The 26,285-nt window shown below is 72.3% G+C and carries 23 protein-coding genes; 7 read left to right on the plus strand and 16 right to left on the minus strand.

From position 1 onward, the window contains the following. Nucleotides 1-166: 166 nt before the first annotated feature. The 11 genes from ACIBBA_RS23985 to ACIBBA_RS24035 form a co-directional block, all read right to left on the minus strand. Entirely contained in the window at nt 167-2,428 is a 2,262-nt protein-coding gene (locus ACIBBA_RS23985; RefSeq protein WP_396700205.1) for a catalase, read from the minus strand. A gap of 302 nt (nt 2,429-2,730) precedes the next feature. Continuing rightward, nucleotides 2,731-3,615, minus strand: coding sequence for an alpha/beta fold hydrolase (locus ACIBBA_RS23990; RefSeq protein ID WP_396700206.1), 885 nt, complete (start codon nt 3,613-3,615; stop codon nt 2,731-2,733). 112 nt (nt 3,616-3,727) lie between these two features. After that, complete coding sequence (locus ACIBBA_RS23995) at nt 3,728-4,660, minus strand: RNA polymerase sigma factor (RefSeq protein ID WP_396700207.1); 933 nt, start codon at nt 4,658-4,660, stop codon at nt 3,728-3,730. A 183-nt stretch (nt 4,661-4,843) separates the two neighbouring features. Beyond that, nucleotides 4,844-5,866 carry a DUF4331 family protein gene (locus ACIBBA_RS24000; RefSeq protein WP_396700208.1) on the minus strand — a complete coding sequence of 341 codons (1,023 nt, stop codon included), beginning with the start codon at nt 5,864-5,866 and terminating at the stop codon, nt 4,844-4,846. A gap of 145 nt (nt 5,867-6,011) precedes the next feature. Continuing rightward, nucleotides 6,012-6,299: a DUF1905 domain-containing protein gene (locus ACIBBA_RS24005; RefSeq protein ID WP_396700209.1), complete on the minus strand. Its 288-nt coding sequence runs from the start codon at nt 6,297-6,299 to the stop codon at nt 6,012-6,014. 46 nt (nt 6,300-6,345) lie between these two features. After that, nucleotides 6,346-7,050: a dihydrofolate reductase family protein gene (locus tag ACIBBA_RS24010; RefSeq protein ID WP_396700210.1), complete on the minus strand. Its 705-nt coding sequence runs from the start codon at nt 7,048-7,050 to the stop codon at nt 6,346-6,348. Nucleotides 7,051-7,158: 108 nt separating this feature from the next. Beyond that, nucleotides 7,159-7,827 carry a spermidine synthase gene (locus ACIBBA_RS24015; protein WP_396700211.1) on the minus strand — a complete coding sequence of 223 codons (669 nt, stop codon included), beginning with the start codon at nt 7,825-7,827 and terminating at the stop codon, nt 7,159-7,161. Nucleotides 7,828-7,901: 74 nt separating this feature from the next. Further along, nucleotides 7,902-9,467: a Na+/H+ antiporter gene (locus ACIBBA_RS24020; protein ID WP_396700212.1), complete on the minus strand. Its 1,566-nt coding sequence runs from the start codon at nt 9,465-9,467 to the stop codon at nt 7,902-7,904. A gap of 135 nt (nt 9,468-9,602) precedes the next feature. Continuing rightward, entirely contained in the window at nt 9,603-10,724 is a 1,122-nt protein-coding gene (locus ACIBBA_RS24025; RefSeq protein WP_396700213.1) for a PQQ-dependent sugar dehydrogenase, read from the minus strand. A gap of 113 nt (nt 10,725-10,837) precedes the next feature. Continuing rightward, nucleotides 10,838-11,218, minus strand: coding sequence for a YccF domain-containing protein (locus ACIBBA_RS24030; RefSeq protein ID WP_396700214.1), 381 nt, complete (start codon nt 11,216-11,218; stop codon nt 10,838-10,840). Nucleotides 11,219-11,293: 75 nt separating this feature from the next. Continuing rightward, the gene (locus tag ACIBBA_RS24035; RefSeq protein WP_396700215.1) at nt 11,294-12,334 is read right to left on the minus strand and encodes a sodium:calcium antiporter; all 1,041 of its coding nucleotides are present in this window, start codon (nt 12,332-12,334) and stop codon (nt 11,294-11,296) included. Between the two features lie 125 nt (nt 12,335-12,459). Between ACIBBA_RS24035 and ACIBBA_RS24040 the strand changes: the two genes are divergently transcribed. The 3 genes from ACIBBA_RS24040 (at nt 12,460) to ACIBBA_RS24050 (ending at nt 15,280) form a co-directional block, all read left to right on the plus strand. After that, entirely contained in the window at nt 12,460-13,779 is a 1,320-nt protein-coding gene (locus ACIBBA_RS24040; protein ID WP_396700216.1) for a hemolysin family protein, read from the plus strand. Nucleotides 13,780-13,834: 55 nt separating this feature from the next. Continuing rightward, nucleotides 13,835-14,908 (plus strand): hypothetical protein, encoded by a 1,074-nt coding sequence (locus tag ACIBBA_RS24045; RefSeq protein ID WP_396700217.1) that lies wholly within the window; start codon nt 13,835-13,837, stop codon nt 14,906-14,908. A gap of 102 nt (nt 14,909-15,010) precedes the next feature. Next, nucleotides 15,011-15,280 carry a GlsB/YeaQ/YmgE family stress response membrane protein gene (locus tag ACIBBA_RS24050; RefSeq protein ID WP_396700218.1) on the plus strand — a complete coding sequence of 90 codons (270 nt, stop codon included), beginning with the start codon at nt 15,011-15,013 and terminating at the stop codon, nt 15,278-15,280. A 97-nt stretch (nt 15,281-15,377) separates the two neighbouring features. On the opposite strand, the gene ACIBBA_RS24055 is transcribed toward ACIBBA_RS24050, so the two are convergent. The 4 genes from ACIBBA_RS24055 to ACIBBA_RS24070 all read right to left on the minus strand — a co-directional run bounded on the left by ACIBBA_RS24055 (nt 15,378) and on the right by ACIBBA_RS24070 (nt 20,087). Next, nucleotides 15,378-16,727, minus strand: coding sequence for an endo-1,4-beta-xylanase (locus ACIBBA_RS24055; protein ID WP_396700219.1), 1,350 nt, complete (start codon nt 16,725-16,727; stop codon nt 15,378-15,380). Nucleotides 16,728-17,070: 343 nt separating this feature from the next. Next, on the minus strand, nt 17,071-18,246 hold the full coding sequence (locus ACIBBA_RS24060; RefSeq protein ID WP_396700220.1) for an alcohol dehydrogenase catalytic domain-containing protein: 1,176 nt from the start codon (nt 18,244-18,246) through the stop codon (nt 17,071-17,073). Next, entirely contained in the window at nt 18,243-18,971 is a 729-nt protein-coding gene (locus ACIBBA_RS24065) for a YoaK family protein (protein WP_396700221.1), read from the minus strand. The genes ACIBBA_RS24060 and ACIBBA_RS24065 overlap by 4 nt, the downstream gene beginning before the upstream one ends. Nucleotides 18,972-19,481: 510 nt before the next feature. After that, nucleotides 19,482-20,087 (minus strand): TetR/AcrR family transcriptional regulator, encoded by a 606-nt coding sequence (locus ACIBBA_RS24070; RefSeq protein WP_396700222.1) that lies wholly within the window; start codon nt 20,085-20,087, stop codon nt 19,482-19,484. Between the two features lie 110 nt (nt 20,088-20,197). Between ACIBBA_RS24070 and ACIBBA_RS24075 the strand changes: the two genes are divergently transcribed. Next, nucleotides 20,198-20,665, plus strand: coding sequence for a MarR family winged helix-turn-helix transcriptional regulator (locus ACIBBA_RS24075; RefSeq protein ID WP_396700223.1), 468 nt, complete (start codon nt 20,198-20,200; stop codon nt 20,663-20,665). Continuing rightward, a complete protein-coding gene (locus ACIBBA_RS24080; protein ID WP_396700224.1) occupies nt 20,662-22,305 on the plus strand; it encodes an MDR family MFS transporter in 1,644 nt (547 codons plus the stop codon). Before ACIBBA_RS24075 ends, ACIBBA_RS24080 begins: the two co-directional genes overlap by 4 nt. 142 nt (nt 22,306-22,447) lie before the next feature. On the opposite strand, the gene ACIBBA_RS24085 is transcribed toward ACIBBA_RS24080, so the two are convergent. After that, nucleotides 22,448-23,779, minus strand: coding sequence for a low temperature requirement protein A (locus ACIBBA_RS24085; protein ID WP_396700225.1), 1,332 nt, complete (start codon nt 23,777-23,779; stop codon nt 22,448-22,450). Nucleotides 23,780-23,948: 169 nt separating this feature from the next. Here ACIBBA_RS24085 and ACIBBA_RS24090 point away from each other — a divergent pair, with 169 nt between their 5' ends. Further along, entirely contained in the window at nt 23,949-25,715 is a 1,767-nt protein-coding gene (locus ACIBBA_RS24090) for a thiamine pyrophosphate-dependent enzyme (protein ID WP_396700226.1), read from the plus strand. A 148-nt stretch (nt 25,716-25,863) separates the two neighbouring features. Continuing rightward, nucleotides 25,864-26,280 carry a GntR family transcriptional regulator gene (locus ACIBBA_RS24095; RefSeq protein ID WP_357060435.1) on the plus strand — a complete coding sequence of 139 codons (417 nt, stop codon included), beginning with the start codon at nt 25,864-25,866 and terminating at the stop codon, nt 26,278-26,280. Nucleotides 26,281-26,285: the final 5 nt, after the last annotated feature.

Consider the following 26,285-nt stretch of genomic DNA (forward strand, 5'->3'; position numbering starts at 1 on the left):
CCTCCTGCTCACTGACCTCTTCGGCCCGCGCGCCGAAGGGGTCAGTTGGCGTTGCGGACCGGCGCGCGGGCCGGGGCAGGTGACGCGCAGGACCACGGTTGGCAGACGGCGATCGACCTCCCCGGGCCAGGCCGGGGAGGTCGATCGTTGATCAGGGCGGACCGCGTCAGGCAGCCGGAACGGGGAACCGCTCCCACACCCGGTGGGCGGCCATCAGCTGCTGGACCGCGGTGAGGACGTCGCTACCGGAGTCACCCGCGACGACGCCCGGCGTGCCGGCAACCCCCGCCCGCTCCAGCACGGTGACCCCGGCACCCCACGCGCCGATCGCCTTGGCATGCCGCCAGCACTCCTCGACCAGGAGCAGCACGCGGGGATCCACGGCCGACGAATTCGCCGCGCCCGCCTTCTCGTCGCGCGCGGGCGTCGCATCCGGCGCCGGCGGCGGTGCCGCGGCCAGCAGGAGCGCGTCGAACTCGACGGACCGGCCGGTGGCGAACGTCCGCTGCACGGGCAGGTCACCGACCATTCCACCGTGCGGGGCGATCAGGAGCGGCACCATGCCGGCGGCGAAGACGGCCCGGCGCACCTGGCTGACGCCGTCGAGGTCAGCGTCGGCGTCGACGACGATGCCGACGACCCGACCGTCGGTCGGCCACTCCCGGCCGAGCTGCGACAGCGCGGGGCTGGGCGCGGCGTCGGCCAGCAGCAGGGTCGGCTCCGGCGCGGGCAGGCCCAGACCGGTGGCGACCTGTGCGCAGAGCACCGGGTCGATGTTGGCCAGGCACTGCAGCTGACGCTCCTTGATCGCCTGGTGGTAGCACTTGCCGAGCTCGAAGGTGTAGGCGCGGATGATGTGCTCCCGCTCGACCGCTGACATGCTCTGCCAGAAGAGCCGGACCTGGCTGAAGTGGTCGTCGAACGAGGCCGGGTTGGCGCGAATCTTCGGTGCCTCCGCCACCTTCACCGGCAGGTCGACGAACGCGTTGTCGTCGTCTCCGGCGGGGAATGGGTTGCCGCCGTCGAGCGAGTTCGGCCGGTAGGGCGCGACCCCCGCGTGGACGGCGTGCTGGTGGAAGCCGTCGCGGAGCATGTCGTTGACCGGGGCGTGCGGGCGGTTGATCGGGATCTGCGAGAAGTTCGGCCCGCCCAGCCGGGTGAGCTGCGTGTCGACGTAGGAGAAGAGCCGGCCCTGCAGCAACGGGTCGTTCGTGACGTCGATCCCCGGGGGCAGGTGACCGAGGTGGAACGCGACCTGCTCGGTCTCGGCGAAGAAGTTCGTCGGCGTACGGTTGAGCGTCAACCTGCCGACCGGCTGCACCGCGGCCAGTTCCTCCGGCACGATCTTCGTCGGGTCGAGCAGGTCGATCCCGGCGAAGGTCTCCTCCGGAGTGTCGGGGAAGACCTGGATGCCGAGCTCCCACTCGGGGAACGCGCCGGCCTCGATCGCGTCGTAGAGATCCCGGCGGTGGAAGTCCGGGTCCATGCCGCCGAGCATCTGCGCCTCCTCCCAGGTCAGGGAGTGCACGCCCAGCTTGGGCTTCCAGTGGAACTTGGCCAGCACCGTCTCCCCGGCGTCGTTGACGAGCCGGAAGGTGTGCACACCGAAGCCCTCCATCGTGCGGTACGAACGCGGGATGCCGCGGTCGGACATGTTCCACATCGTGTGGTGCTGCGCCTCGGTGTGCAGGGAGACGAAGTCCCAGAAGGTGTCGTGCGCGCTCTGCGCCTGCGGGATCTCCCGGTCCGGATGGGGCTTGGCGGCGTGGATGATGTCGGGAAACTTGATGGCGTCCTGGATGAAGAAGACCGGCATGTTGTTGCCCACGAGGTCGAAGGTGCCCTCGTCGGTGTAGAACTTCGTCGCGAAGCCACGGGTGTCGCGGACGGTGTCGGCCGACCCACGCGAGCCGAGGACGGTGGAGAACCGGACGAAGACCTCGGTCTCCCTGCCCTTCTTCAAGAAGCCCGCCTTCGTGACGGTCTCGCCCGTGCCGTAGCTGGTGAACACGCCGTGCGCTCCGGCACCACGGGCGTGCACCACCCGCTCGGGGATGCGCTCGTGGTCGAAGTGGGTGATCTTCTCGCGCAGGTGGTGGTCCTGGAGCAGGACCGGTCCGCGTGGCCCGGCCTTGAGCGAGTGGTCGGTGTCGCGTAGCCGGGCCCCCTGCGAGGTGGTGAGGAAGGCCCCCTGCTGACCGTTCGCGGTGGTGGGCGCGCCGGTCTCCGCCCCGGTCGGCGTCCGCGTCTGCGGAGCGCCCTGCTCCTCCTTCGGCGGCAACGGGTCGTGTGGCGTGGTCGGCTCATCGAGGCTCGGCGGGGCGCTGCCGGGTGCGCCGGGAACCTCGGGGGTCAGGGCATCGGCCACCTTCCCCGCGGCGTTCTCCACGACATCCTTGATGGCCTTGGCGGGCTTGCTGGAATCCACGGCTCGATCCCTCCACGGTGCGACTACGAGCAGGCCCAGAAGGCCCTACCCTGGGCCGGACCGGCGAAACGGGTGGATCCGGCGTTACGCCCTATTCGTCGCGGCGGCGTCGGCGGACCGACCCGATCCGCGGCGGGCGACGCGGCCAGGCGTGGCGGAACCGGGCGTTCGGTATGCAGCCGAGCCTGGGCTACTGGAGCCTCACCCGCCGCGACGGTTAGTCGCCTCGGGCGGCGCCGGCCCCGCGGCCCGCCACGACCGCGCGGGGCGGCGTGCGAGCTGCGGGACCGCCGCTCGGCGGGTCAGCGATCCAGCAGCTCCGCCACAGCCCGGTTGAACTCCGCCGGCTCCTCCACGTGCCCGAAGTGGCCGCTCCGCTCCAGCACCACCAGACGCGAGTCCTTGATGCCCTCGTGCAGTTGCTCGGCCCACCGGACGCCGCAGATGAAGTCGTGCGCCCCCACGATCACCACGGTCGGCACGACGATCTCGTCGAGGCGCTCCCGCACGTCGAACGGCGTCGGGTCCTGCGCCCCGGCCGGCTCCGCCCAGACCCGCACCGCCGCCTGGAGCGGGGCGAACTCGTCGCGCCGGCCCCAGAAGTCCGCGAAGTAGACCGGCACGGCGGCGCGCAGGCCGGCGGTCAGGGTCTCATCGTCGGTGGCGGTCACGGCCTGCTGGAACGCGGCCGGGATCGCGGCAGCCTCCGGCTGGTCGGGGTACCGCTGCGGGTACGCGGCCAGGCCCGCCATCGCCTCGCCCCAGAACTCGGCGCCGGTGACCGGGGAGGTGTCGTACAGCGCGAGACCGGCGACCCGGTCCGGATGGTCCAACGCGTACCGCTGGACCACGAAACCGCCGTGCGAGTGCCCGAGCAGGTGGACCCGGGGGGCGCCGAGGTGGTCGACGACGGCGTCGAGGAACCGGACGTACGTGTCGAGCCGGTAGTCGGCCCGGTCGGCGAGCCGTCCCGAGGCGCCGGTGCCGACCGGCTCGACGTAGACCATCGTGAAGTGCTCTTCGAGCCCGGGCATCCGCAGGTAGGCCCATTCGATGCCGGGGCCGCCGGAGTGCACCACGCACACCGGGCCGGTGCCGGCGACGTGGTAGACCTGCCGAACGTCGCCGACGGTGAACTCGTGCACACCCGAGGCGAGCGCGTCGGCGTCGTGGCTGGTGGAACCCATTGACTATCTCCCGATCCGTGGCCCCGCGCGGCGCCTGTCCGCGCGGGTGACTGGCGATGACAGGGACCGGATGCGTCGCGGGCGCGGAAAGTTCGCTCGCCGCGAGAGTTTTTCAGGTGCGTGGCGGCGCCGGATGGAAGAGGGTGAGCTGACGGACCCGCCCCTCCCGCAACACCTGCAACCAGAGCGCGCCCGGCGGGCAGTGGCCCGGGTCGTCGGGCGGGCTGATCAGGTCGGTCTCCCAGATCAACACGTCGCGGCTGGCCACCACGTTGCGCAGGCGCTGACGTACCCCGTCGGTCAGGTCCTTCTCCATGCCGCGCAGGGCGAAGTCGGTGCCGCCGCGCAGCCCGCCCGCCGGCACGATCATCTCGGCGTCGGGCCACCAGTTCTCGCGTACCACCCGCTCGAACTCGCCGCGCATGGCCGCGCCGAGCATGTCGCGGCCCTCGCTCCACCGGGCCTCGGCCGCCGCCGCCGTGTCGGCGTGCGCCGCTGTCGCCGTCGCCCGCAGGCCGCCGGCGAGCGCGCGGCGGGCGTGGCTGAGGCGGCTGCGGACGGTGCCCACCGGCGCCCCGCACACCGCGGCGATCTGCTCGTAGGAGGAGGCGTCGCTGAAGTGGCGCAGCAGGGTGACCAGCCGGTCAGGCTCGGAGAGCTCTCCGATGGCGTGCCACACCCAGTCGCGCAGCGCGCCCCGATCGAGCGCCTCCTCGGGGGTGGGGGTGCCGGCGGGTCCGGCGAACCATTCCGGGTCGGCGACCGGCAGTGCCCGGGGCCCGCGCAGCGACATCCGGGCGTTGTTGCGGACGATGGCCTTCAGCCACGGACCGACCGCCGTCGGATCGCGGAGTCCGCCGATCCGGCGCAGCGCGGCCACCATCGCGTCCTGCACCGCGTCGTCGGCCTCCGGACCGTAGCCGAGCAGGCTCAGCGCGACCGCCCGCATCTCGGCCTCGTGTCGCGCCAGCAGCACGCCGAGCGCCGCCGCGTCGCCCGCCTGCGCGAGCAGGACGAGATCAGCGTCGTCTTCCGCCACGCCCATGGTTCTCTCTACCCGTTCCCGATCGACATGCCCCCGGGCTGCCGAGTCGCGGCAGCCGCGGTTGAGCGATCACGCCGGGTCGACCGGTTCCCGATCGTCCGGCCGACGCCGTCGCCCGTCGAAGGGTACGTCGGGGTCGAGCCGGCGGCGGGCGGTCGGGTCAGCGGGCCTGGTGGCAGATCATCAGGCCGGGATCACGTACGGGAAGGTGTCGGAGCGCGCGTCCTTGGTCGTATCCGAAGTGAGGCCGGAGGTGATCGCGGTGTTCAGCACCATGGAGAACATCACCTCGGGCGGGTTGTCGGCCATGGTGCGCCCGTTGCGGACCGCGAAGCCGTAGTTCGCCGGCGTCCCGACCTGGTACGACAACAGGTCCGGGTAGACCTGCCGGGCCACGCTCCAGCCGTACGCGTCCGGGTCCGTCGCGGTCCCGTTCGCGGCGACCACCCGGGCCACCGTCGCGGCGATCCCCTGGGCGTCCGCCCGCAGGTCGTCACAGGGGTGACGGACGTTGGCCGGGTCGGAGAAGTCGGTGTCGGTCGGCCAGAAGATGGGCCACATCATCGGGTGCCCGGCCCGGTTGATCTGCCGCCACCCGCCCGCGTCCGTGGCCAGCATCGTGCGGCACCAGACGCCGATCTGGATGCCGTCGCGCAGCATCGGCTCGTCCCGGGAGATCTCCAACACGATCGACTCGACCGTGGTGCCGGCGAAGCTGTTCTTCGCCTTCTCCGGTCGCCACTTCGAACGGTCGAGCTTGGCGCCGTCCTTGAACGCGGCGTTGACGGTCGCCAGCTGGTCGAGGTCGATGTAGAAGGGGTCGTTGATCCGCCCGGCCCAGACGCGCAGGTTGGTGCCCTCCGCCATCTCGCCGGTCCGCCCCTGCAGGAGCATCGTGCCGGTCGCGCCGTCGTCGCGCGCCTCCGCGGCGGTGAGGGCGTGCACGGTCAGCGACTGCTGCCCCGAGCCGTCCGGCTCGCCGAAGGCGACCCGGTAGGTCAGTTCCTCCAGCTCGGCGCCGTTGAAGTGAATTTTGAACTCGTACCGCGCTTCGTGGTGGAAGCCGCGCTTGATGTCCGCCTTCGTCACCGAGCTGTTGACGTCCATGACGAGCACAGTGCCGCGTTCGCCCTCGAACACGAACAGGTCGTCGATGAAGAGCTGGCCGCTCTTTGCGGCGAGGGGGGTGTCGAGATGGTGCGACATCTGGCCACTCCAGGCTGTTACCGGCTTTTCGGACTATCCGAACATAGCGGCTCGCCTCGTCGCGCTCGGATCGTTGGCCGAATTCCGCCCCACCGCCCCACCGCCCCACCGGCGGACCGTTGGCCCGGTCCCGTCGACGGTCTGGTCAGACGTCCACGCTCAGGCGGACCAGCACCACGTCGCCGACCTCGAGCCCTTCGGCCCGGCGTACCGACGTCCGCAGCGGCACGACGTACCGCCCGTCCTTCGGATACAGCGACGTCTGCCATCCGGTGTCCCCGATCCGGGCGGCGACCGGGATCATGCCCCAGCCGTACGTAACCGACGAGGACGCGGCTTCCAGCTCAGCGCTCTGCGGCTCGGGGACGGTGACGAAGTGCCACGGCGCCGGCCCCCGCCAGAACCAGATCTCGCCGCTGAACTCCAGCTCCATCCGGTCAGGATAGGAGACGACCGTCGGCGCCGGTCGATGTCTCCGGTCATCCGACGATCTTCGTCGGGCCACCCCCGGAGCCCCGGTCGTCCAGCACCAGCGGGGCGCGCCCGCCCACCGCGTACCGGATGTGGGTGACCTGCGGTGTGGGGATGACACGGGTCGGCGTCAGCTCGATCGCCTCCTTCTCACCCAGATCGAGGTCGGCGTCGAGGAGCCGCAGGCCCGTGCCGAGCACGACCGGTACGACGTGCAGCTCCAACTCGTCCAACAGGCCCGCCTTGATCACCTGGCGGACCAGGCTGCCCCCACCGGCCACGGCGACGTCGCGGTCGCCCGCGGCGGCGCGCGCCTGCTCGACGGCGCTGGCCACGCCGTCGGTGACATAGGTGAAGCTGGTGCCGCCCGCGCGCAGCAGCGGCTGGCGAGGGCGGTGCGTGACGACGAAGACCGGCGCGCGGAACGGCGGCTCCTCACCCCAGGGCACCTCACCCCCGTCGGCCATCCGCCGCCCCATCACGTACGCGCCGGCCGCGCCGAACGACTCGGCGATCACGTCGGAGTTCGTGTCCCGCTCCCCGCCGGCGAAGCCCTGCCGTTCGCGCCACGCCATTCCGTCGGTGACCCAGCGGGTGAGCCGGAAGAACCCGGCGCTCTCGGCCGACTGCATCCAGTCGCCGTCCCCGGTGTGCCGTGGGCCCGCGTAGAACCCGTCCACCGACACCGACAGCTGTGCGGTCACCTTCGTCATCTCGGATCGTTCCCCTCGGTCGGGCGGCACCCGGCCGGGCGCCCGCTCATCGGGTGGTCGGGGCCGGCCGGAGGATGCCGACAGGAGAGCTATGTGACGCCGGTCACATCAGTCGGCCCGGTCGGCGCGGCGCCGGGCCAGGTAGACGACGTCCGGCTCGCCGCGGGTGACCGTGACCGGGTGGGCGGTGACCGGGCCGATCAGCGCCGCGAGGCGGGCGGCGTACGCCGGTGCCGCCGCCGCGCTCCAGATGGCCAGCACGCCACCGTCGCGCAGGCGGTCGCGCAGCAGGGCGGTGCCGTCCTCGTCGTACAGCGCGTCGTTCTGCTGGAACACCGTCCAGTCCGGGCCGTTGTCGGTGTCGAGGCAGATCGCGTCGAAGAGTTCGGGGGTGTGCCGTAGCCAGGTCACCAGATCCTCGTTCACCACCCGTACCCGGGGGTCGTCGAGGGCGTTCGCGCTGAAGGCGGCGAGTTCACAGCGGTGCCAGTCGATGATCGTTTTCTCGATCTCCAGCACCACGATCTCCGTGGGCAACGCGGACGCGGCGGCCTCGGCCAGCGAGAAGCCCACCCCGAGCCCGCCGATCAGCAGCCGGGCACCGGGTCGTAGCAGGCGCAGCGCCTCCCGCACCAGCAGTCGCTCCGACGCGCCGGCGCGGGTGTCCATGAGGAACACCCCGTTGCTGATGATCTCGTAGTGGCCGGCGCTCTCCCGAAGGACCAGCTCGCCACGCGTGGTCACCGCGCGATCGATCACGCTAGCCGCTTCCCCCATCGCGCCAACGTACGTCAGCCCGAGTCGAGGCGGCGTGGATTTATCCCCGTCCCGGGCCCACCCCGCGGTCGTGCTCAGTCCGGCGTCTCGCGTCGGGTCAGGCGGATCTCCTCGATGTCCAGTCGGCTCTGCACCTGGCGCAGCACGTCGTCGTCGATGCGCCGCTCGTCGCGGAGTGCGACCACGGTGGCGCGTTTGTGCGCCAGCACGGCCAGGCGCAGCGCGGTGTACTGCTCGTCGTACCGCAGCGCCGGCTCGTCGTCAGCCTCGCCGCGGGTCGCGCGCAGCAACCGCAGGCGCTTCTCGGACTCGCGACGCAGCCGGTCGACAACCTGCGGATCGGTGTCGAGGTCGGCGGCGAGCTGCGGCAGCGCGGCCAGGGCGGACTCGGTGGCCACCCGGTCGGCCAGGTGCCGCTCCTGCTCCATGGCGGCGTCCTGGGGCAGCCGGGCCCAGCGGACCACGCCCGGCAGTGCCAGGCCCTGGAGCACCAGCGTCGCCACGATCACCCCGGCGGTCACGAACACGATCGTGTCGCGGTCGGGAAAGGGCGCCCCGGAGCCGAGAGCCTGCGGTACCGCGAGCGCGGCGGCCAGCGACACCGCGCCCCGGAACCCGGCGAGACCGCTGACCACCCGGGCGCGCGCGCCGACCCGGCGCAGCCGCTGCTGCGGTCGCCGGTCCAGCAGGCGGATCAGGTACGGCGTGGTGAAGTGCCAGGCGAAGCGGGTGCCGATGACCGTGGCCGAGACGGCGGCGACCGCGACCAGCCCGCGGGCGAGGTCGAAGCTGGTCAGGCCGCGGACCGCCGACTGCACCTCCAGGCCGACGAGGACGAAGAGCGCACCGTTGATCATGAATGCGGAGAGCGACCAGAAGCCCTGCCCCAGCTGCCGGGTGTCCGCGCGCACCTCGCGTGGCCCGGCCTGGCTCAGCCAGAGCCCGCTGACCACCACGGCCACCACGCCGGAGGCGTGGATCGACTCGGCGGCCAGGAAGGCGCCGAACGGGGTCAACAGGGTGATCAGGTTGTCGTGCAGCGGGTCGTCCAGGTAGCGGCGGATCCGCACCAGGAGCCAGGCGCTCGCCGCGCCGACCAGCGCTCCGCCGCCGTACGCGAGCAGGAAGAGCCAGCTGACGTGCGGCGGGCTCAGCTGCTCCTGGCCCACCGTGATGCCGACGGCCAGCCCGTAGATGACCAGGGCGGTCCCGTCGTTGACCAGGCTCTCGGCCCGCAGCACGGTGACCGTGCTCCGGGGCAGCGCACGGGCGAGCACCGCGACCGCCGTCGCGTCGGTCGGTGCCACGGCCGCGCCGAGCACCCACGCCGGCCCCCACGGCAGCCCGAGCGCGTGCGCGGTCGCCGCGACCGCCCCGGCCGTCGCGATCACCAGCAGGGTGCTCATCAGCACGATCACCCGTAGGTTGTTGCGGATCTCCCGCAGCGAGGTGCTCAGGCTCTCCCAGAACAGCAGGGCGGGCAGGAAGAGCAGCAGCACGATCTCGGGTGGCAGATGCACCTCGCGTAGCGCGGGCACGAACCCCAGCAGCACACCGCAACCGAGCAGCAGCACCGGCGGGGCGACCCGCAGGCGTCGGGCAAGCACGCTGGACACCAGCAGCGCCAGACCGATGACCACGACGAGTTCGAGACCGAGCAGGATCTACCTCCACGGGGCGGCGGACCTCACCATCATCGCCGGTGTTGATCGGGCCGCGGCGCCGATCGGGCCACGGCGCCGACCAGCCAGGCTGTCGCCGACGCCCCGCGGGAACTAGCGGGCCGGGAACCGCAGGATGCGGTCGTCGCCTTCGCGGACGTCGCCCCGGCCGTCGGTGTTGGAGGTGGTGACCCAGAGCGCCCCGTCCGGCGCGATCTGCACCGTCCGCAGCCGGCCATAGCGCTCCGCGAGCTGCGCCGACGGATCACCCACCCGGTCGCCGTCGAGCGGAAGGGTCCAGAGTCGCTCGCCGCGCAGGGCCGCGACGTACGCCGTGTCGGCCGCGATGGCGATGCCCGACGGCGAGGCCTCCCGGACCGGCCAGGTGACCAGCGGATCGGTGTACCGCCCGCCGTCCGTGTCGCCCTTGCCCTCCACCCGGGGCCAACCGTAGTTGCGGCCCGGCTCGATGCGGTTCACCTCGTCCAGCTCGTTCTGCCCGAACTCGGTGGCGAAGAGCCGGCCCGCCGAGTCCCAGGCCAGGCCCTGCACGTTGCGGTGCCCGAGGCTGTAGACCGGCGACCCGGCGGTCGGGTTCCCCGGTGCCGGCGCGCCGTCCGGCGTCAGGCGCAGGATCTTGCCGTTGGGGCTGGCGAGATCCTGGGAGAGGCCGGTCTCACCGGCGTCCCCGGTGCCGACGTAGAGCATCCCGTCGGGGCCGAACGCGATGCGTCCGCCGTTGTGGAATCCGGCCTTGGCGATGCCGTCGAAAATCACCTCGGGCTGCCCACCGTTAAGGCGGAACCGGACGATGCGGTTGTCCCGCTCGGCGGTGAAGTAGGCGTAGACCAGGTTGTCCGTGGCGAAGCCCGGCGAGACGGCGAGCCCGAGCAGCCCGCCCTCACCTCCCGCCGCCACGCCGGACACCTGGTGCACCTGCCGGGGCGCCGCACCGCCGAGCGCCAGCCGCAGCACCCGGCCGGTCTCCCGCTCGGCGATCAGGGCGTCACCACCGGGCAGGAAGGCGAGCCCCCAGGGCACGTCGACGCCCTGCGCGACCTGCTCGCCGGCGTCGAGGTCGGGTTTCCCGACCGGGGCGCTGGCCGCGTTGCTGGTGGCGGGGCCGGCCGGGTCGGACGGAGCCGGGTCGCCACCGTCGCAGCCGACGGCGGCGCCCACCGTGAGCAGCGCGGCACATGCCCAACGCCAACGGTTGCCTGCCCTGATGCCTGCCATGCTTATCCTCCGAAGCTGATGGGTGGGGTCGGTCCCGGCTCGCGCGATCCGTCCGTCGCCCCGTCTAGATTGCCCGACGTTGATCGGTGCCACCGAGCGCCGCACCCGCCGGGTCAGGGCGCGTCGATCACCTCGCGGCCGAGGGGCCAGAACGCCGCCGGGACGAGCTTGAAGTTGGCGATGCCGAACGGGATCCCGATGATCGTGACGCAGAGCGCGATGCCGGCGACGATGTGGGACAGCGCGAGCCACCAGCCGGCCAGCACCACCCAGAGGACGTTCGCGAGGCCCGAGCCGACGCCGGCGCCCGGCTTCGGGACCAGGGTGCGGCCGAAGGGCCAGAGCGAGTAGGACGCCAGGCGCAGCGACGCCACCCCGAACGGGATCGTGACGACCAGCAGGAAGCAGATCAGCGCCGCGATCCCGTACCCGATGGCCAGCAGGATCCCGCCGCCGAAGAGAAGCCACAGCACGTTCAGCAGAAAGCGAATCACCCTCCCAGCATGACCACCGTCCGCCACCGGTCGCCCGGCCGCTGAGCCCGTGTGCCCGTCCCCGGCAACCCGCGCTCAGAACGCGAGGATGGCGGTCATGGCGGCGTAGCTGGCCAGCAGCAGGACGCCTTCGAAGCCGAGTCGGCCCCAACCGCAGGTCTGGCGGATCAACAGGCCACCGAGGAGGACGGCGGTCATGAAGAGACTGGTGGTGGTGGCGAGCAGTTCGTCGTCGCCGGCGGTGTGGTAGATCGACCCCTGCCGGTAGGCGAGGTCGCCGGCGACGAGGGTGAGCACGTCGAGGATGTTGCCGCCGAGGACGGCCGCGATCGCCAGGGTGACGGCGCCGCGGCGGACGGCCGCGATGGCGGTGACCGTCTCCGGTAGCGCGTTGACGATCCCCATGAGCACGCCGCCGACGAACCCGGTGCTGAGGCCCGTGACGTCGACGAGGCTCTTGGCGGCGAGCGCCACCAGCCAGCCGCCGGCGGCGACGAGCAGCCCGACCACCGCGAAGCGGCTCCACAGCCACCACGGCGAGTGCCGGTTCAGCGGGCTCTCGTTGTGCGGGACGTCCGGCTGGGTCTCGGCGGTGGCGATCGCCTGCCACATCGGCTGCGCGCCGGCCCGCCGGATGAGGACGAGGCCGCCGACGTAGGTGCCGACCAGCACGGCGGACATCGGGTCGACCCCGGCGATGGTGGTCTCCGGGATGTAGCTGGCCAGCAGCGCGAGGGCGAGCAGGGCGATGAGCAGGCAGCCGGAGAGCAGGTTCGACAGCGAGGCGGCGGCGTGTTCGAGGTTGACCCGCCGGTGGAAGGCGTCGGCGACGGCGACGGCGGTGGTCTGGGCGGCGATGCCACCGACGGCGTTGCTGTAGCCGAGGCTGGCTTCGCCACTGCCCGCGGCGACGATGGTCATGATGATGCCGGACAGACCGGTGACGACGCCGAAGAACACCACGCCGAACAGCGCCTCGCCCCAGCCGGTGCGGTCGGCCAGGGCGTCGCCGAGGCCGGCCAGCCGGATGCTGCCGGCGACGGTGATCGCACCGGCCAGCGCGAACACGCCGATGCTCCAGGGCAGGGGCCAGGGCAGGCTGGTCGGGTCCGGCACCGGCCGGGGATTCCCCGATCCGGGCGGGTGATGCCTCGATGTGCCCGATGGTCCGTTCGGGGCATGGCCGCCGCCGTACGGTTGATGCTCCGGAGGGTCCGGGCCAGGGAGGCGTCGAACAGGCCGTGGGCGGCTATGGCGTGCAGGTCGCGCTGGTGCTCGTGTTGGTGCTGGTGAACGCGGTGTTCGCGGGTAGCGAGATGGCGCTGGTGTCACTGCGCGAGGGTCAGTTGCAGCGCCTGGAGCGTGCCTCCCGGGGCGGACGGGTCCTGGCCCGGCTGGCGCGCGACCCGAACCGGTTCCTGGCCACCATCCAGATCGGGATCACGCTGGCCGGCTTCCTGGCCTCCGCGGCGGCGGCGGTCTCGCTCGCCGCGCCGCTCGTCGATCCGCTCGGGTTCCTCGGTTCGGCGGCGAAACCGGTGTCGATCGTGCTGGTGACGGTCGTGCTGACCTTCATCACCCTCGTCCTGGGGGAGCTGGCGCCGAAGCGGATCGCCCTGCAGCGTCCCGAGGGGTGGGCGCTGCTGGTCGCCCGACCCCTGGACGCGCTGTCGACGTTCTCCCGCCCGGCGGTCTGGCTGCTCGGCCGGGCCACCGACGTCGTGGTCCAGCTGACCGGCGGTGACCCCCGCGCCCGCCGTGAGGAGGTCACGACCGAGGAGCTGCGGGACATGGTCGCCGCGCAGCGCAGCCTGACCCCCGAACACCGGATGATCATCAGTGGGGCGTTCGAGGTGGCCGAGCGGATCCTGCGGGAGATCCTGGTGCCCCGCCGGGAGGTGGTCACCCTGTCGGCGTCGCTCTCCGCCCGCGAGGCCCTACGGGAGCTGGGCGGCTCGGGGCACACGAGGGCGCCGATCGTCGGGCGTGGTGGCCTGGACGACACGCTCGGCGTGGTGCACCTGCGCGACCTGCTCGACGCCGACGGGCCGGTCGGCGAGCGCGCGCATCCGGCCCTCTACCTGCCGGAGACCCTGAAGGTCACCGAGGCGATCCGGGAGCTGCGCCTGCAACGTCAGCAGTTCGCCCTGGTCGTCGACGAGCGAGGCTCCATCGACGGCATCGTCACGATGGAGGACCTCATCGAGGAGATCGTCGGTGAGATCTACGACGAGACCGACCGCGACGTCCAGGCGGTCGTCCGGGCCCCCGACGGGTCGCTGCTGCTGCCCGGCGGTTTCCCCGTGCACGACCTGCCCGACGTGGGCGTCGAACTCGACGCGGAGACCATCGAGGGGGGCGACTACACCACGGTCGCGGGCCTGGTGCTGACCCACCTCGGCCACATCCCGAAGACCGCCGGGGAGGTTGTGCAGTTGCCCGGGTTCACGGCGGAGGTGACCGAGGTGACCGGCCGCGCCATCACCCGTGTCAGGCTACGTCCGGGCTCGTCGGCGGCGGCGGACGGCGGCCGGGACGACGAGGACCGGGCCGGCTCCTGACGACGCCGGCAGGTGGCGGCGACGGGGTCCGGACGGCGACAGGAAGGGGCGGGCGATGCGGCCAGGCGCGGAGAGCGTACGGAGGCTGCGCGCCGCGGTGGGCGCGGTGGCGATCCTCGCCGGAGTGGCGGTGCCCGGCCGGGCGGTGGCGGAGCCGTCGCCCGCCCCGGCTCCCGCGACACCGGTCTGCGAGCTGGGTGATCGCCGGCTGGCCGAGATCTCCGGGATGGTGGCCACCGACGACGGGTTCGTCATGATGAACGACGGCGCCGACGACGAGGCCCGCCGCCGCATCTTCTTCCTGGATTCCGCCTGCGCGGTGGCGCGGGCCGTGCCGTACCCCTCGCGGCCACGGGACACCGAGGATCTCGCCGTCGGCGCGGACGGCACGATCTGGGTGGGCGACATCGGTGACAACGACCGCACCCGGCAGACCATCGCGGTGTGGCGGCTCGCCCCGGGCGCCGACCGGCCGGTGCTGTACCGGATGTCCTACCCGGACGGCGCGCACGACGCCGAGGCGCTGCTGGTGACCGGCGACGGCCGGCCGGTGATCGTGACCAAGTACTCGGCCGTGCTCTACACCCCGAGCACCGCCCTGCGGCCCGGCGCGACGGTGCCGCTGACCCGGGTCGGGCAGGTGCGGCTGCCCGCCACCACGACCAGCAACCCGTTCGGCGGCCTCGGCCGGTCCTCGGTGACCGGCGCGGCGACCGCCTCGGACGGGCGCCGGGTGGTGCTGCGGACGTACGCCGACGCGTTCGAGTTCGACGTCACCGGCGGCGACGTGATCACCGCCCTGACCACCGGGACCCCGCGGATCACGGCCCTGCCCGACGAGCCGCAGGGCGAGTCGATCTCCTACAGCCGCGACGGGCGTTCCCTGTTCACGGTCTCCGAGGCCGCCGTGGCCGGCACGCGGCCGGTGATCCTGCGCTACCCCCTGGCGGAGCCCGCGCCGGCCGCTTCGCCGGGCGCTCCGACACCTTCCGCCGGCACGGCGGACGACCGCCACCGCACCGCCGGCCGCGTCGGCACCGCCGTGGTGGCGGCCGGTGGCCTGGGGCTGGCGGTGCTCGTCGGGGGACTGGTGGTGGTGACCCGCTCGCGTCGCGCCGGGCGGCGGTAGCCGGCCTCGACGGCCGGATCTCGCCTGCGGCACGCGGGTTTCGGAGCATGTTGCCCAGGGCAATGATCGGGCCGTCAACACCCCTCGGAAGGGACGGCTCTCGTGGAAATCACCGGCATCTTCACCGCCATCATCATCGGTCTGATCATCGGCGCGTTGGGTCGGCTGGTCGTACCCGGCAAGCAGAACATCCCGATCTGGCTCACCCTGCTGATCGGCGTGCTCGCCGCCATCCTCGGCACCATCGTGGCCGGTGCGCTCGGCGTCGACGACACCAGCGGCGTCGACTGGATCGAGCTGATCATCCAGGTCGTCTTCGCCGCGATCGGCGTCGCCATCACCGCCGGCGCCTACGGCCGCCGCCGCGTCTGACGGCGCCGCCGGGCCAGCCGACGCCGGGCGGGCACCGCACGAAACGGGGCGGCGACGGGAGACCGTCGCCGCCCCGAACCGTGCGCGGGGTCGCTGGTCAGGACGCGGTGCAGGAACGGACCTGTGGGCGGGTCCAGGTGCCGTTGGCCATGGTGGTGAAGCCGAAGACGTTGCCGCTGCCGTTCGACCGCATGGTCATGACGTTGCCGCTGGTGTCCCAGCTCGGGGTGCCGTTCCAGGTGGACGAGATCTTCTGCGGCGGGGTGACGGCGACGACCACCGTCCAGTTGCTCGCCCCGCTGACCGTCACCTCACTGTTGAACCGGTCGCTCCACCGGGTGGCGTCGCGCAGGGTCGCGGTGCAGCCGCCGCCGGGCGGCGGGGTCGGCGGGCCGGTCGTCGGCGGGGTCGAGCCCCCGTTGAGCGCGGCGAGAACCGCGTCGTACGCCGGCTTCTTGGCGCCGCTGCCGGTGAAGAGCAACGGGTTCTGCGAGGCCCGCCACGAGTCGGTGTCCCGGATGCCCCAGACGGTGATGCCGGTGCAGCGGGAGACGGCGAGGCAGTCCTGCACGACGTTGCGGTAGGTGGCCGCCGGCGCGCCCTCGATGTCCAGCTCGGTGATCTGCACGTCGACGCCGAGCGCCGCGAAGCTGGACAGCGTGGTGCGGTAGTTGCCCGGGTAGGGCGAGCCGCTGTTGAAGTGCGACTGGAGACCGACGCAGTCGATGGGCACGCCGCGCTGCTTGAAGTCGCGTACCAGGTTGTAGACGGCCTGGGTCTTGGCATGCGTCCAGTCGTCGGTGTTGTAGTCGTTGTAGCAGAGCTTCGCGCCCGGGTCGGCGGCGCGGGCGGCGCGGAACGCGGCCTCGATCCAGTCGTTGCCGGTGCGCTGGAGGTTGGAGTCGCGGCGGGCGCCGGAGCTGCCGTCGGCGAACGCCTCGTTCACCACGTCCCACGCCACGACCTGGCCGCGGAAGTGGGTCGCCACCTGGGTGACGTGGTTGAGCATCGCCTGCCGCAGCGCGCTGCCGGACATGTTCTGCATCCAGCCGGGCTGCTGGGAGTGCCAGGCCAGGGTGTGGCCGCGCACCTGCATTCCGCGGCTGCGGGCGTGGTTGACGATCTGGTCCGCCGCGCCGTAGCTGAACTGGCCCTGTTGCGGCTCGGTGGCGTCGATCTTCATCTCGTTCTCGGGGGTCACCGAGTTGAACTCGCGGTTCAGGATCGTGGCGTAGGTGTTGTCGCTCAGCTTGTTCGCGGCGACCGCGGTGCCGAAGTACCGGCCCCGCTCCGCCGCCGACGCACCCAGGGTGGTCCCGGCGCTCGCCGTGCCCGGCAGGAACGCGGCGGTGGTCACGGCGAGCAGACCCGCGGCGGCGAGGACGACCGCCGTACGCACTCGGGGACCGGATCTCGGACGAATGTTCCCCTGGCACCTCTCGATCATGCTTTTCCCTTCTCTGGGAACCAGGCCGGGCCGTGGGGGGCGGCGGCCTGGGGTGGTGGTGGCCGGGTCGGGACCGTCGGCCTGAGCGCACCCGGGACGGGGTGCGGGCCTCGGAACATCGACCCTGGTGGATGTGGAGTATGGCAGCGGCCCGCATCGACGAGCAAGAATTTCCGGAAAATTAACGAGAGCTAAGCCGCTGCTCTGACCGGCATGGGGCAAGCCGTGCCAGTTCGGGAGGGGTGTCTACGTGGCGACGACGGAGCCGCGATCAGTGATGGTCGGCCGGGGGAGTGTTGTGAGTCGCGGATGTTCCGGAACTGTTCCGCAAGGCCAACCTCACCTACGGGTGCAGCACCGCCTTGATCACCCCGTCCTCGCGCCGGTCGAAGCGGCGGTACAGCTCGGGCGCCGCCGCGAGCGTGCCGTGGTGGGTGACGACGACGCCGGGTCGGGCCCGGCCGGAGACCACCAGGTCACGCAGTCGAAGGGTGTACCGGCGGTCGTGGGTGCGACCGAACCGGACCGACACCCCCTTGCTGAACAACGTTCCCCACGGCGCGGTCAGCTCCTCGTGCCCGCTCGCGCCGGGAGCCGGGTGCGGGTCGTTGTCCGGGTACACCCCGGCGACCCCGATCGCGCCCGTCGGGTTGACCAGCCGGGCCGCGTCCGCGATCACCTGGTCGGGGCGCTCCCGCTCGGGGCGCTCCCGGTCACGGGCCTGGAACCCGACCGCGTCGATGACCTTGTCCACTCCGCCCAGCTTCTCCTCGCCGAGCGGCAGCCCGGCCCGGGCCCGGTCGGCGCGGATCTGCTCCACCGGGTCGCCGTGGCGGAAGTCGACCGGCGTCGCCCCGATCTCACCGGCCTTGTCCAGGCGGGCGTCCACCCCGTCGACGCAGTACACGGCGCGAGCCCCCAGGATCACCGCCGAGTACGCGCTGAGCAGGCCGATGGTGCCGGCGCCGAACACGGCCACCGTGTCGCCCGCCTCGACCCCGGCGAGGGTGGCGGCCGCGTGCCAGCCGGTGACGAACGCGTCGGCGAGCAGTACGAAGTCGTCCTCACGGGCGTCGCCGGGCTCGCCCGGCAGGCGTACGCAGTTCGCGTCGGCCCACGGCACCCGGAGCAGGTCGGCCTGGGCGCCCCGGTAGGGGCCCATCCCGGCGTAGCCGTACGCGGCGCCCGGCCCCTCGGCCCGGGCCCGCAGACAGGCGGCGGAGAGCCCCCGGGCGCACATCGGGCAGGTGCCGCAGAAGAGGTGTGTCGGGATCACCACCCGCATCCCGGGCCGGATGGTCTGCACCGCACCGCCCACCCGCTCGACCACGCCCAGCGGCTCGTGACCGAGCACCAGACCGGCGTTCGCCCCGGTGCGCCCGTCGTACATGTGCAGGTCGGTGCCGCAGAGCGCGCTGGAGGTGATCCGGATCAGGGCGTCGGTCTCCGCCTCCAGGGTCGCATCGGGCACCTCGTGCACCCCGACCCGGCGGACGTCCTCGTAGACGACGGCTCTCACCCGTGCCTCCCTCGCTCTGTGGTCGCGTCCCGCCAGGCCAGTCCCACGGCGACGACCACGACCGCGACCACCAACGCCGCCGCGAGCGCGGGCGCCCACCTCGGTGCCACGGTCAGCGTCAGCGCGCCGAGCACGGCGCCGCCGAAGAGCCCCAGCAGCCGGGAGATCCCGCCCGCGCCGGCGGTGATCCGATGCGGGTCGAGCACCGCGTCGCGGACCACCTTGGTCAGCGAGCCGGTCAGGTACGTGGTCGCGGCGCCGCGGATCCCGGCGCTGAGGGTGATCACGCTCTGCACCCCGCTCGCAGCCGACGCCGCACCGAGCAGCGCCAGACCGAAGGCGTACCCGGGCCGCCCGCCGGTGACGCACCAGCCCGCCGCGACGCAGGCCAGCAGCACCGACTGGACCACCGCCACCCCCGCGGTACGCCGACCCCAGCCCGACCCGAGTCGGCGCAGCGGCAGGGTTCCCCCGGCCACGCCCAGCGCGTAGCCGCCGACCGCCGTGGCCCCGCCGGCCATCAACTGCGTCTTCGTCGTGACGACCGCGTGGCCGAGCTGCACCAGGTTGCCGGTGATCACGCTGGCGAAGAAGCCGCCCAGTCGGGTCACGCAGAACACGTCGATGCAGCCCGACGCGGCGGCCAGCACCACCAGCAGCCGGAGCACCACCGGCCGGGACAGCGCGGGACCGTCGAGCTGCCCGGCGCTGTCCGGTCCGGTCACCCGGTCCGCTTCGTTCCTCGTGCGACTGCCTCCCCACCGTCACCCACCGTGGCGAACGGCTTCTTCCCGGGCGCACGCCGTTCATGCCGCTCCTCGTACACGGCTGCGCTCTCTTCGGGGAAGGGCCGTGCGGCGGGCCCGGGGTCGAACCGAGCCGGACCCGCCGCACGGCGCGGTGGAGGCGACGGGGGCTACGGGCGTACGCAGCCCGGACGCGGGGGACGGTCGGGCGCTGTCTGGGCCGCACCGACCGTCCGTACGCCGCCGGGCCCGTACCAGCCCGTCGGGATGCGTCGCTTGGACCTCGCCACCGTCGTCCTTCTCACCTCGGCCGGGGTCTCGCCCCCGACGTCATCCAGCACATCGCAGCCGGGTCGACCCGGGCAAGGATCTTCACGCGTTCTGGACGCTCGGCGCCGCACATTTCACGCCGCCGATACACCCGACGCTGATCCGCGGGTGCCGTCACCGGGGGAGGAGTTCCCGGCCGTGAGCGGGGTGTTGCCCGCCTCAGGCGACGGGAGCGCCGGCCGAGGCGGGGGCCATCGCGGCGAGCGCGGCGCGGACCGTGTCGATCAGCGGGCGCTCGGGATGCTCGTACCAGTGCTGGACGGCGACCCGCACGGTGGTCAGGAAGGTCGACGCCAGCACCCGGGACCGCAGCGTCACGTCGGCGCCGGTCAGCCGGAGCGCGAGCTCCGCGGCCACCTCACGCTCGATGGTCGCGTACGCCGCGACCTGGTGGGCGGCCAGGCCGGGGTGCCCGCGCAGTTGCCGGCGGCGGGTGAGCCAGGACGGGTCGGCGTCGTGGAACGCCTCCTCGGTCAGGCGTAGCGCCGCCCGGGTCAGCGCCGGCCACGGCTGCTCGTCGGTCGGCTGCTCGCGGATCAGCTCCAGCATCCGGCTCAGCCGCATGGTGTCGCCGTGGAAGAGGGCCTCCTCCTTGCTGGAGAAGTAGTTGGAGAACGTGCGCCGGGAGACGTTCGCGGCATCCGCGATCGCCTCGACCGTCACCCGGTCGAGCCCCTCTTCGATGGCGAGCCGCAGGGCCGCCTCGTGCAGGGCGAGGCGGGTGGCTGCCTTCTTGCGTTCCCGCAGCCCCGTGGTCTCGTCCATGGCTCCCAAGGGTACGTGGCCGTGATGGAGTTCTCAACGAGCAAACTTGCCCGATGGGCAAGATTGGCAGATGATTGTTTGAGGCAACCATCTCGGCTCGGGGAGGGAACGTGGACGACTCCGTACGGGAACTCGGCCTCCGGCTGCACGGTCTGCTCAACGGCGTCCGGCTGATCAAGCAGCGCCGGGCCGACGAGCGGCCGGCTGTGCCGTCCGGCCTGGTCGGCATCCTTCTGCAGATCGACCGGCTCTCCACCGGCTGCCACGCCCGGGAGCTGGCCCAGCGGATCCGGCTCGACCCGTCGACCGTCAGCCGCGCCGTCGCCGCCCTGGTCGCCCACGGCCTGGTGCAGCGGCGACCCGACCCGGACGACAAGCGGGCCAGCTTCCTGTCGCTCACCCCGGCCGGCCGGGCCGCGCTGACCGACACCTTCGACTGGTACGGCGAGGTGCTCGACCGGGCGCTCGTCGACTGGACTCCCGGCGAGGTCACGGCGCTCGGCGCCGCGCTCGACCGGTTCACCCACGACATCGAGATCGCCCTCGGAAACCACGACAACCTGGAGGCAGCGCGATGAGCGCACCCACCACAACCCTCGGCGCCGCGCCGATGACCCACCGGCGGACGCTGGAGGCTCTCAGTGGCCTGCTGCTGGTGCTCTTCGTCGCCATGCTCAGCAGCACCGTCGTCTCGACGGCACTCCCCAAGATCATCGGCTCGCTCAACGGGTCGCAGACCCAGTACACCTGGGTGGTCACCGCGACGCTGCTGACGGCGACGGCCACCACCCCGATCTGGGGCAAGCTCGCCGACCTGTTCAACAAGAAGTCCCTGGTGCAGATCGCCATCGTCGTCTTCCTGCTGGGCTCGGTCGTCGCCGGCTTCTCGCAGAGCGCCGGCCAGCTCATCGCCGCCCGCGCTTTCCAGGGCATCGGCGTCGGCGGGCTGCAGGCCCTCGTCCAGGTGGCGATCGCCGCGATGATCCCGCCGCGCGAGCGCGGCCGGTACAACGGCTACCTCGGCGGCGTGATGGCCGTCGCGACGGTCGGCGGCCCGCTGCTGGGCGGCCTCATCGTCGACACGTCCTGGCTCGGTTGGCGTTGGTGCTTCTTCGTCGGCGTGCCCGTCGCCCTCGTCGCGCTGGTCCTGTTGCAGGCCACCCTGCGCCTGCCCACCGTGCGCCGGGAGAACGTCAAGATCGACTACCTGGGCGCGACGCTCATCGCCGCCGGCGTCAGCGTGCTGCTCATCTGGATCTCGTTCGTGGACAGCTCGTTCGCCTGGGTCTCCTGGGAGAGCGCGGCCATGGTCGGCGGCTCACTCGTCCTGCTCGCGCTGGCGGTCTGGGTCGAGTCCCGGGCGGCCGAGCCGGTCGTCCCGCTGTCCATCGTCCGTCAGCACACCACCGCGCTGGCCATCCTCGGCAGCCTCGCGGTCGGCATGGCCATGTTCGGCGGCGCGGTCTTCCTCGGCCAGTACTTCCAGATCGGCCGCGGCTACAGCCCGACCGAGGCCGGCCTGCTCACCATCCCGATGATGGCCGGCGTCCTGCTCTCCTCGATCGTCGCCGGTCGGCTGATCACCAAGAGCGGGCGGATCAAGCCGTACATCGTCGTCGGCTCGATCCTGCTGGTCGTCGGCTTCGCGCTGCTCGGCACGATCGACCACGAGACCTCGCTCTACCTGGTCGGCGCGGCCATGTTCATCGTCGGCACCGGCGTCGGCATGACCATGCAGAACCTCGTCCTCGCCGTGCAGAACACCGTGTCGCTCAAGGACATCGGCGCGGCCAGCTCCACCGTCGCGTTCTTCCGCTCGCTCGGCGGCACGATCGGCGTCTCGGTGCTCGGCGCCGTCCTGGCCCGCCGGGTCACCGACCGCATCACCCACGACCTCGCGGCGTCCGGGATCCCGGCCGGGGGCGGCTCGGGCGAGACCAGCAGCCTCAACCTCAACGCCCTGCCCGAGGCGGTGCAGCACATCGTCCGCGCCGCGTACGGCGACGCGACCGGACACATCTTCCTGATCTCCGCCGCCATCGCCGTCGTGGGCGTCATCGCCGGTCTCCTGCTCAAGCCGGTGACCCTGCGGACCAGCCTCGACCTGCCCGACGCGGCCCGCTCGGCGGCCGTCGCGGCCGACGCGGTCGACGGGGCGCCCGCGCTCGACCAGGTCCCCGTCGACGGGACGCCCGAGGGCGTGGCCACCCGCCGCTGACCTCCCAGGCACCAACCGGGGCCGCCGCCGTCGTCGGACGGCGGCGGCCCCGGCGGTTTCGGGGCGGGTGACCGCCGGCCCGCGGCGGCGGTGCCTGCTCACTCGGGTGGCGCAGGCGGGACCGCGGCCGGACCGTCGGTGCTCAGTCCATGGCGGTGGGTGGCTCGCCCTCGTGCCAGCGGGCGCGCCAGGCGACCTCGTGCGCCTCGTGCGCGGTCTTCTCCTCGAGGATGACCGCACGCAGGGCGCGCCGGGAGTCCGCGAAGACCACCGCCTCGATCGTCACCAGCGCCACGCAGATGGCGGTGAGCAGGGCGAGGGCGGCGAGCGCGGGCAGCTCACCGCCGATCGGCAGCGCGACGGCCAGGACGACCAGCACCCCGATCCGGGTCCACGGGACCGTGTGCAGGGTGCGTAGCTGGAACGCCAGGTCGGCCGCGAGATAGAGCATCACCCCACCGAAGAGCATCGGTACGGCGGGACCGTGGGCCGGCTCGCCCACCCCGCCGGCCGGGTCGGTGATGACGCGGATGACTTCCTCGGCGCCGATGGCGAACAGGATCACGCCGGCGATCATCGGTAGGTAGAGGTATGCGTAGGCGTCCCGGGCCATCGCCACCCGGGGGCCGTTCTTGGCCGCGTGCAGCGCGATCCGGGCGGCCGGCCCGACGAAGTCGAAGTGCGCCCACCACAGGGCCGCGGTGAAGATGATCCCGAGCATGGCCGCCGGGATCGCCTGCCAGGTGACCGGCTTGCCGAGCAGGTTGCCGCCGACGCCGACGGAGATGACCGACTCGCCCAGCGCGATGATCAGGATCAGGTCGTAGCGCTCCGTCCAGTGCTCGGCGGAGGGGAGCTCCCAGCCCCAGGTGCCGGCGAGGAGCCCGCTGCCGTACTGGATGATGACGACCGCGACCCACAGCCCGTCGCGGACCAGCACCGCCAGCCCCGGATCTTCGAGGTGCTGCGGAAGCACTGCGGCGACGATCAACAGCACCGTGGTGACCGCCATCTCCGGCAGGAACTGGAGCATCTTGCGGCGCGAGTTCGCCTTCCCCCGTACCGCGTGCAGGTAGAGCAGCAGATGGACGAGGCGGATCGCCACGTAGCTGACCGCGACCAGCATGGGCCCTGCGCCGCCGTGCTGCGGGTCCTCGAACGCCTGGGGCAGGGCCAGCGCGAAGGTGAAGAGCGCCGCCATGCCGAGGACCATCGCCACCGGGACGAAGCCCTCACCGAGCCGGACCCGGCTGGCGACGACGCTGTGCACCACCCAGCACCACCAGAGCACGGCGAGCACCAGCAGCGCGTGCAGCAGCTCCCGGGGGGTGACGTTCGCCGCGGTGGCCCGGGTGATGATGAAGAACGAGACCACGAAGACCAGGTCGAAGAAGAGCTCGAACTTGTCGGCGCGGGTGCCCGGGGCGATGGGCACGGCCGGCCCCAACGTCCCCCGCCACCGGTAGCGACCCACCGGATGAGTCTCCCAGCGCCGGCGCGGGTCGCGGGCCGAATCGCTACCGACTGCGGCCCGCCGACCCGGCTGGGCGGCGCCGTCCCGTTCTTGCGTCCTCGTGAGGTTTGCCCACGGCGACGACGGGTAGCCGCCGTCGCCCGGGCAGCCCACCACCAGGAGGAACGACGTGCAGGAGATCGTTGGCGAGAGCCTGGCCCGCCGGCTCGTGGATTGGGGGGTCGACACCATCTTCGGGCTGCCGGGCGACGGCATCAACGGCCTGATGGAGGGCTTTCGCCGGCAGCGGGAGAAGCTCCGGTTCATCCTGGTGCACCACGAGGAGGCGGCGGCCTTCATGGCCACCGGTTACGCCAAGGCGACCGGCCGGCTCGGCGTCTGCTGCGCCACCTCCGGGCCGGGAGCCATCCACCTGCTCAACGGCCTGTACGACGCCAAGCTCGACCACGTGCCGGTGCTCGCGATCACCGGCATGCAGGAGACGTCCGTGCTCGGCACGCACTACCAGCAGGAGGTGCACACCCAGCTGCTCTTCCAGGACGTGGCGTCGTACAACCTGATCGTCACCAACCCGCAGCAGGTGCCGGGCGTGGTCGACCTGGCCATCCGCGACGCCCTCAGCAAGCGGACCGTCGCGCACCTGACCTTCCCCAACGACCTCCAGGTGGCCCCGGCCTCCGCCGATCCCTACCGGAACGTCGGCCCGGGTAAGCCGCCGATGAGCGCGGCCGGCATCGCGTACCCTCGGCTCTCGCCGGACCCGGCGGAGATCGCCCGCGCGGCCGAGGTGCTCCGGCAGGGCAGCAAGATCGCGATGCTGGTCGGGGTGGGGGCTCGCGGCGCGCGGGAGGAGGTGCTCGCCGTGGCCGACGCCCTGGGCAGCCCGATCGTCAAGACGCTGCCGGGAAAGATGGTGGTGCCCGACGACCATCCGCTCACCACCGGCGGTCTCGGCCTGCTCGGCACCCGACCCAGCGAGGAGCTGATGGAGGAGTGCGACACGCTGCTCATGGTGGGCACCTCCTATCCGTACGCCCAGTACCTGCCCAAGCCTGACCAGGCTCGGGTGGTGCAGATCGACGTCGACCCGGGCCTGATCGGCATGCGGCTGCCGGTGACCGCGGGGGTCTGCGCGGACGCCCGGCTGGCGCTGCGGCACCTGCTGCCCCTGGTCCAGCACCAGCCCGACCGGTCGTTCCTGGAGAAGTACCGACGCAAGACGCAGGCGTGGCGCGGCGACATGGCCAGCCTGCAGGATTCGCGGCGGCACCCGATCGCCCCGCAGTACCTGATGGCCTGCGTGGACGAGGCGGCGACCGACGACGCCATCCTGACCAGCGACTCCGGCACCATCACCACCTGGTCGGCACGGCACTGGACGATCAGGGGCGGGCGGGAGTACTACCTCTCCGGCAATCTGGCCAGCATGGCCCCCGGCCTGCCGTACGCGATCGCGATGCAGCACGCGTACCCCCGCCGGCAGGTCATCGCGTTCGTCGGGGACGGTGGGTTCGCCATGCTGATGGCCGAGTTCCTCACCGCCGTGCGGCACGAGCTGCCGATCAAGGTGGTCATCAACAACAACAACGCCTACGGCGAGATCCTCTGGGAGCAGATCATCCTCGGCTACCCCGAGTACGCCGTGCGGCACCGGCAGCCGGAGGGGGACTTCGCGGCCTGGGCCCGGGCCTGCGGCGCGTACGGCGTCAAGGTCACCGACCCGAAAGCCCTGCCCGACGCGATTCGGGACGCCCTCGCGCACCCCGGGCCGGCGCTGGTGGACTGCGACGTCAACCCGAACGAGCCGCCGATGCCCGGCAAGATCCGGTACGAGCAGGCGAAGTACTTCACCGAGGCCTTCCTCCGCGGGCAGGGGCACCGGCTCAGCACCCTCGCCTCGGTCGCCCGCGACAAGATCAACGAAATTCGGTCCTGACCGGCGACCGCGATGTCGGCGTCGCGGCGCGAGGTTTGCTGGTCGACACGCGGCGGGACGCGCCGTCAAGACCCTTGACAGCGACTCTCCTCGAGACGATGCTCTGACTTGTCCTACTGCCGTAGGACAATAGAGAGGATCATCTCGAGTGATCGAGTTTGTGCTGGACAGTCGGTCCAAGGTGAACACCTACATGCAGCTGGTGCAGCAGGTGAAACAGGCGCTGCGGGTCGGCCTGTTGGTGCCGGGCGACCAGCTGCCGAAGGTTCGCGAGGTCGCGCAGTCGCTGGCGATCAACCCGAACACGGTGCTCAAGGCGTACCGGGAACTGGAGATCGAGGGCCTGGTGGCCGGCCGACCCGGGGTCGGGACGTTCGTCGAGCGCACCCTGGCCGGCGCGTCGCTGCCCAACCAGGCCGAGCTGCGCGCCGACCTGGAGACCTGGCTGCACCGCGCGCGGGCGGCCGGGCTCACGCCGGAGGACGTCATCGCCCTGGTGGAGACCACCATGCGGGCCGCACTCGCCGACGACACACCGCAGAAGGAGTCCGCGCGAGCGGAATGAGAGGA

Source organism: Micromonospora sp. NPDC051006 (assembly GCF_044456245.1).
Taxonomy (GTDB): domain Bacteria; phylum Actinomycetota; class Actinomycetes; order Mycobacteriales; family Micromonosporaceae; genus Micromonospora.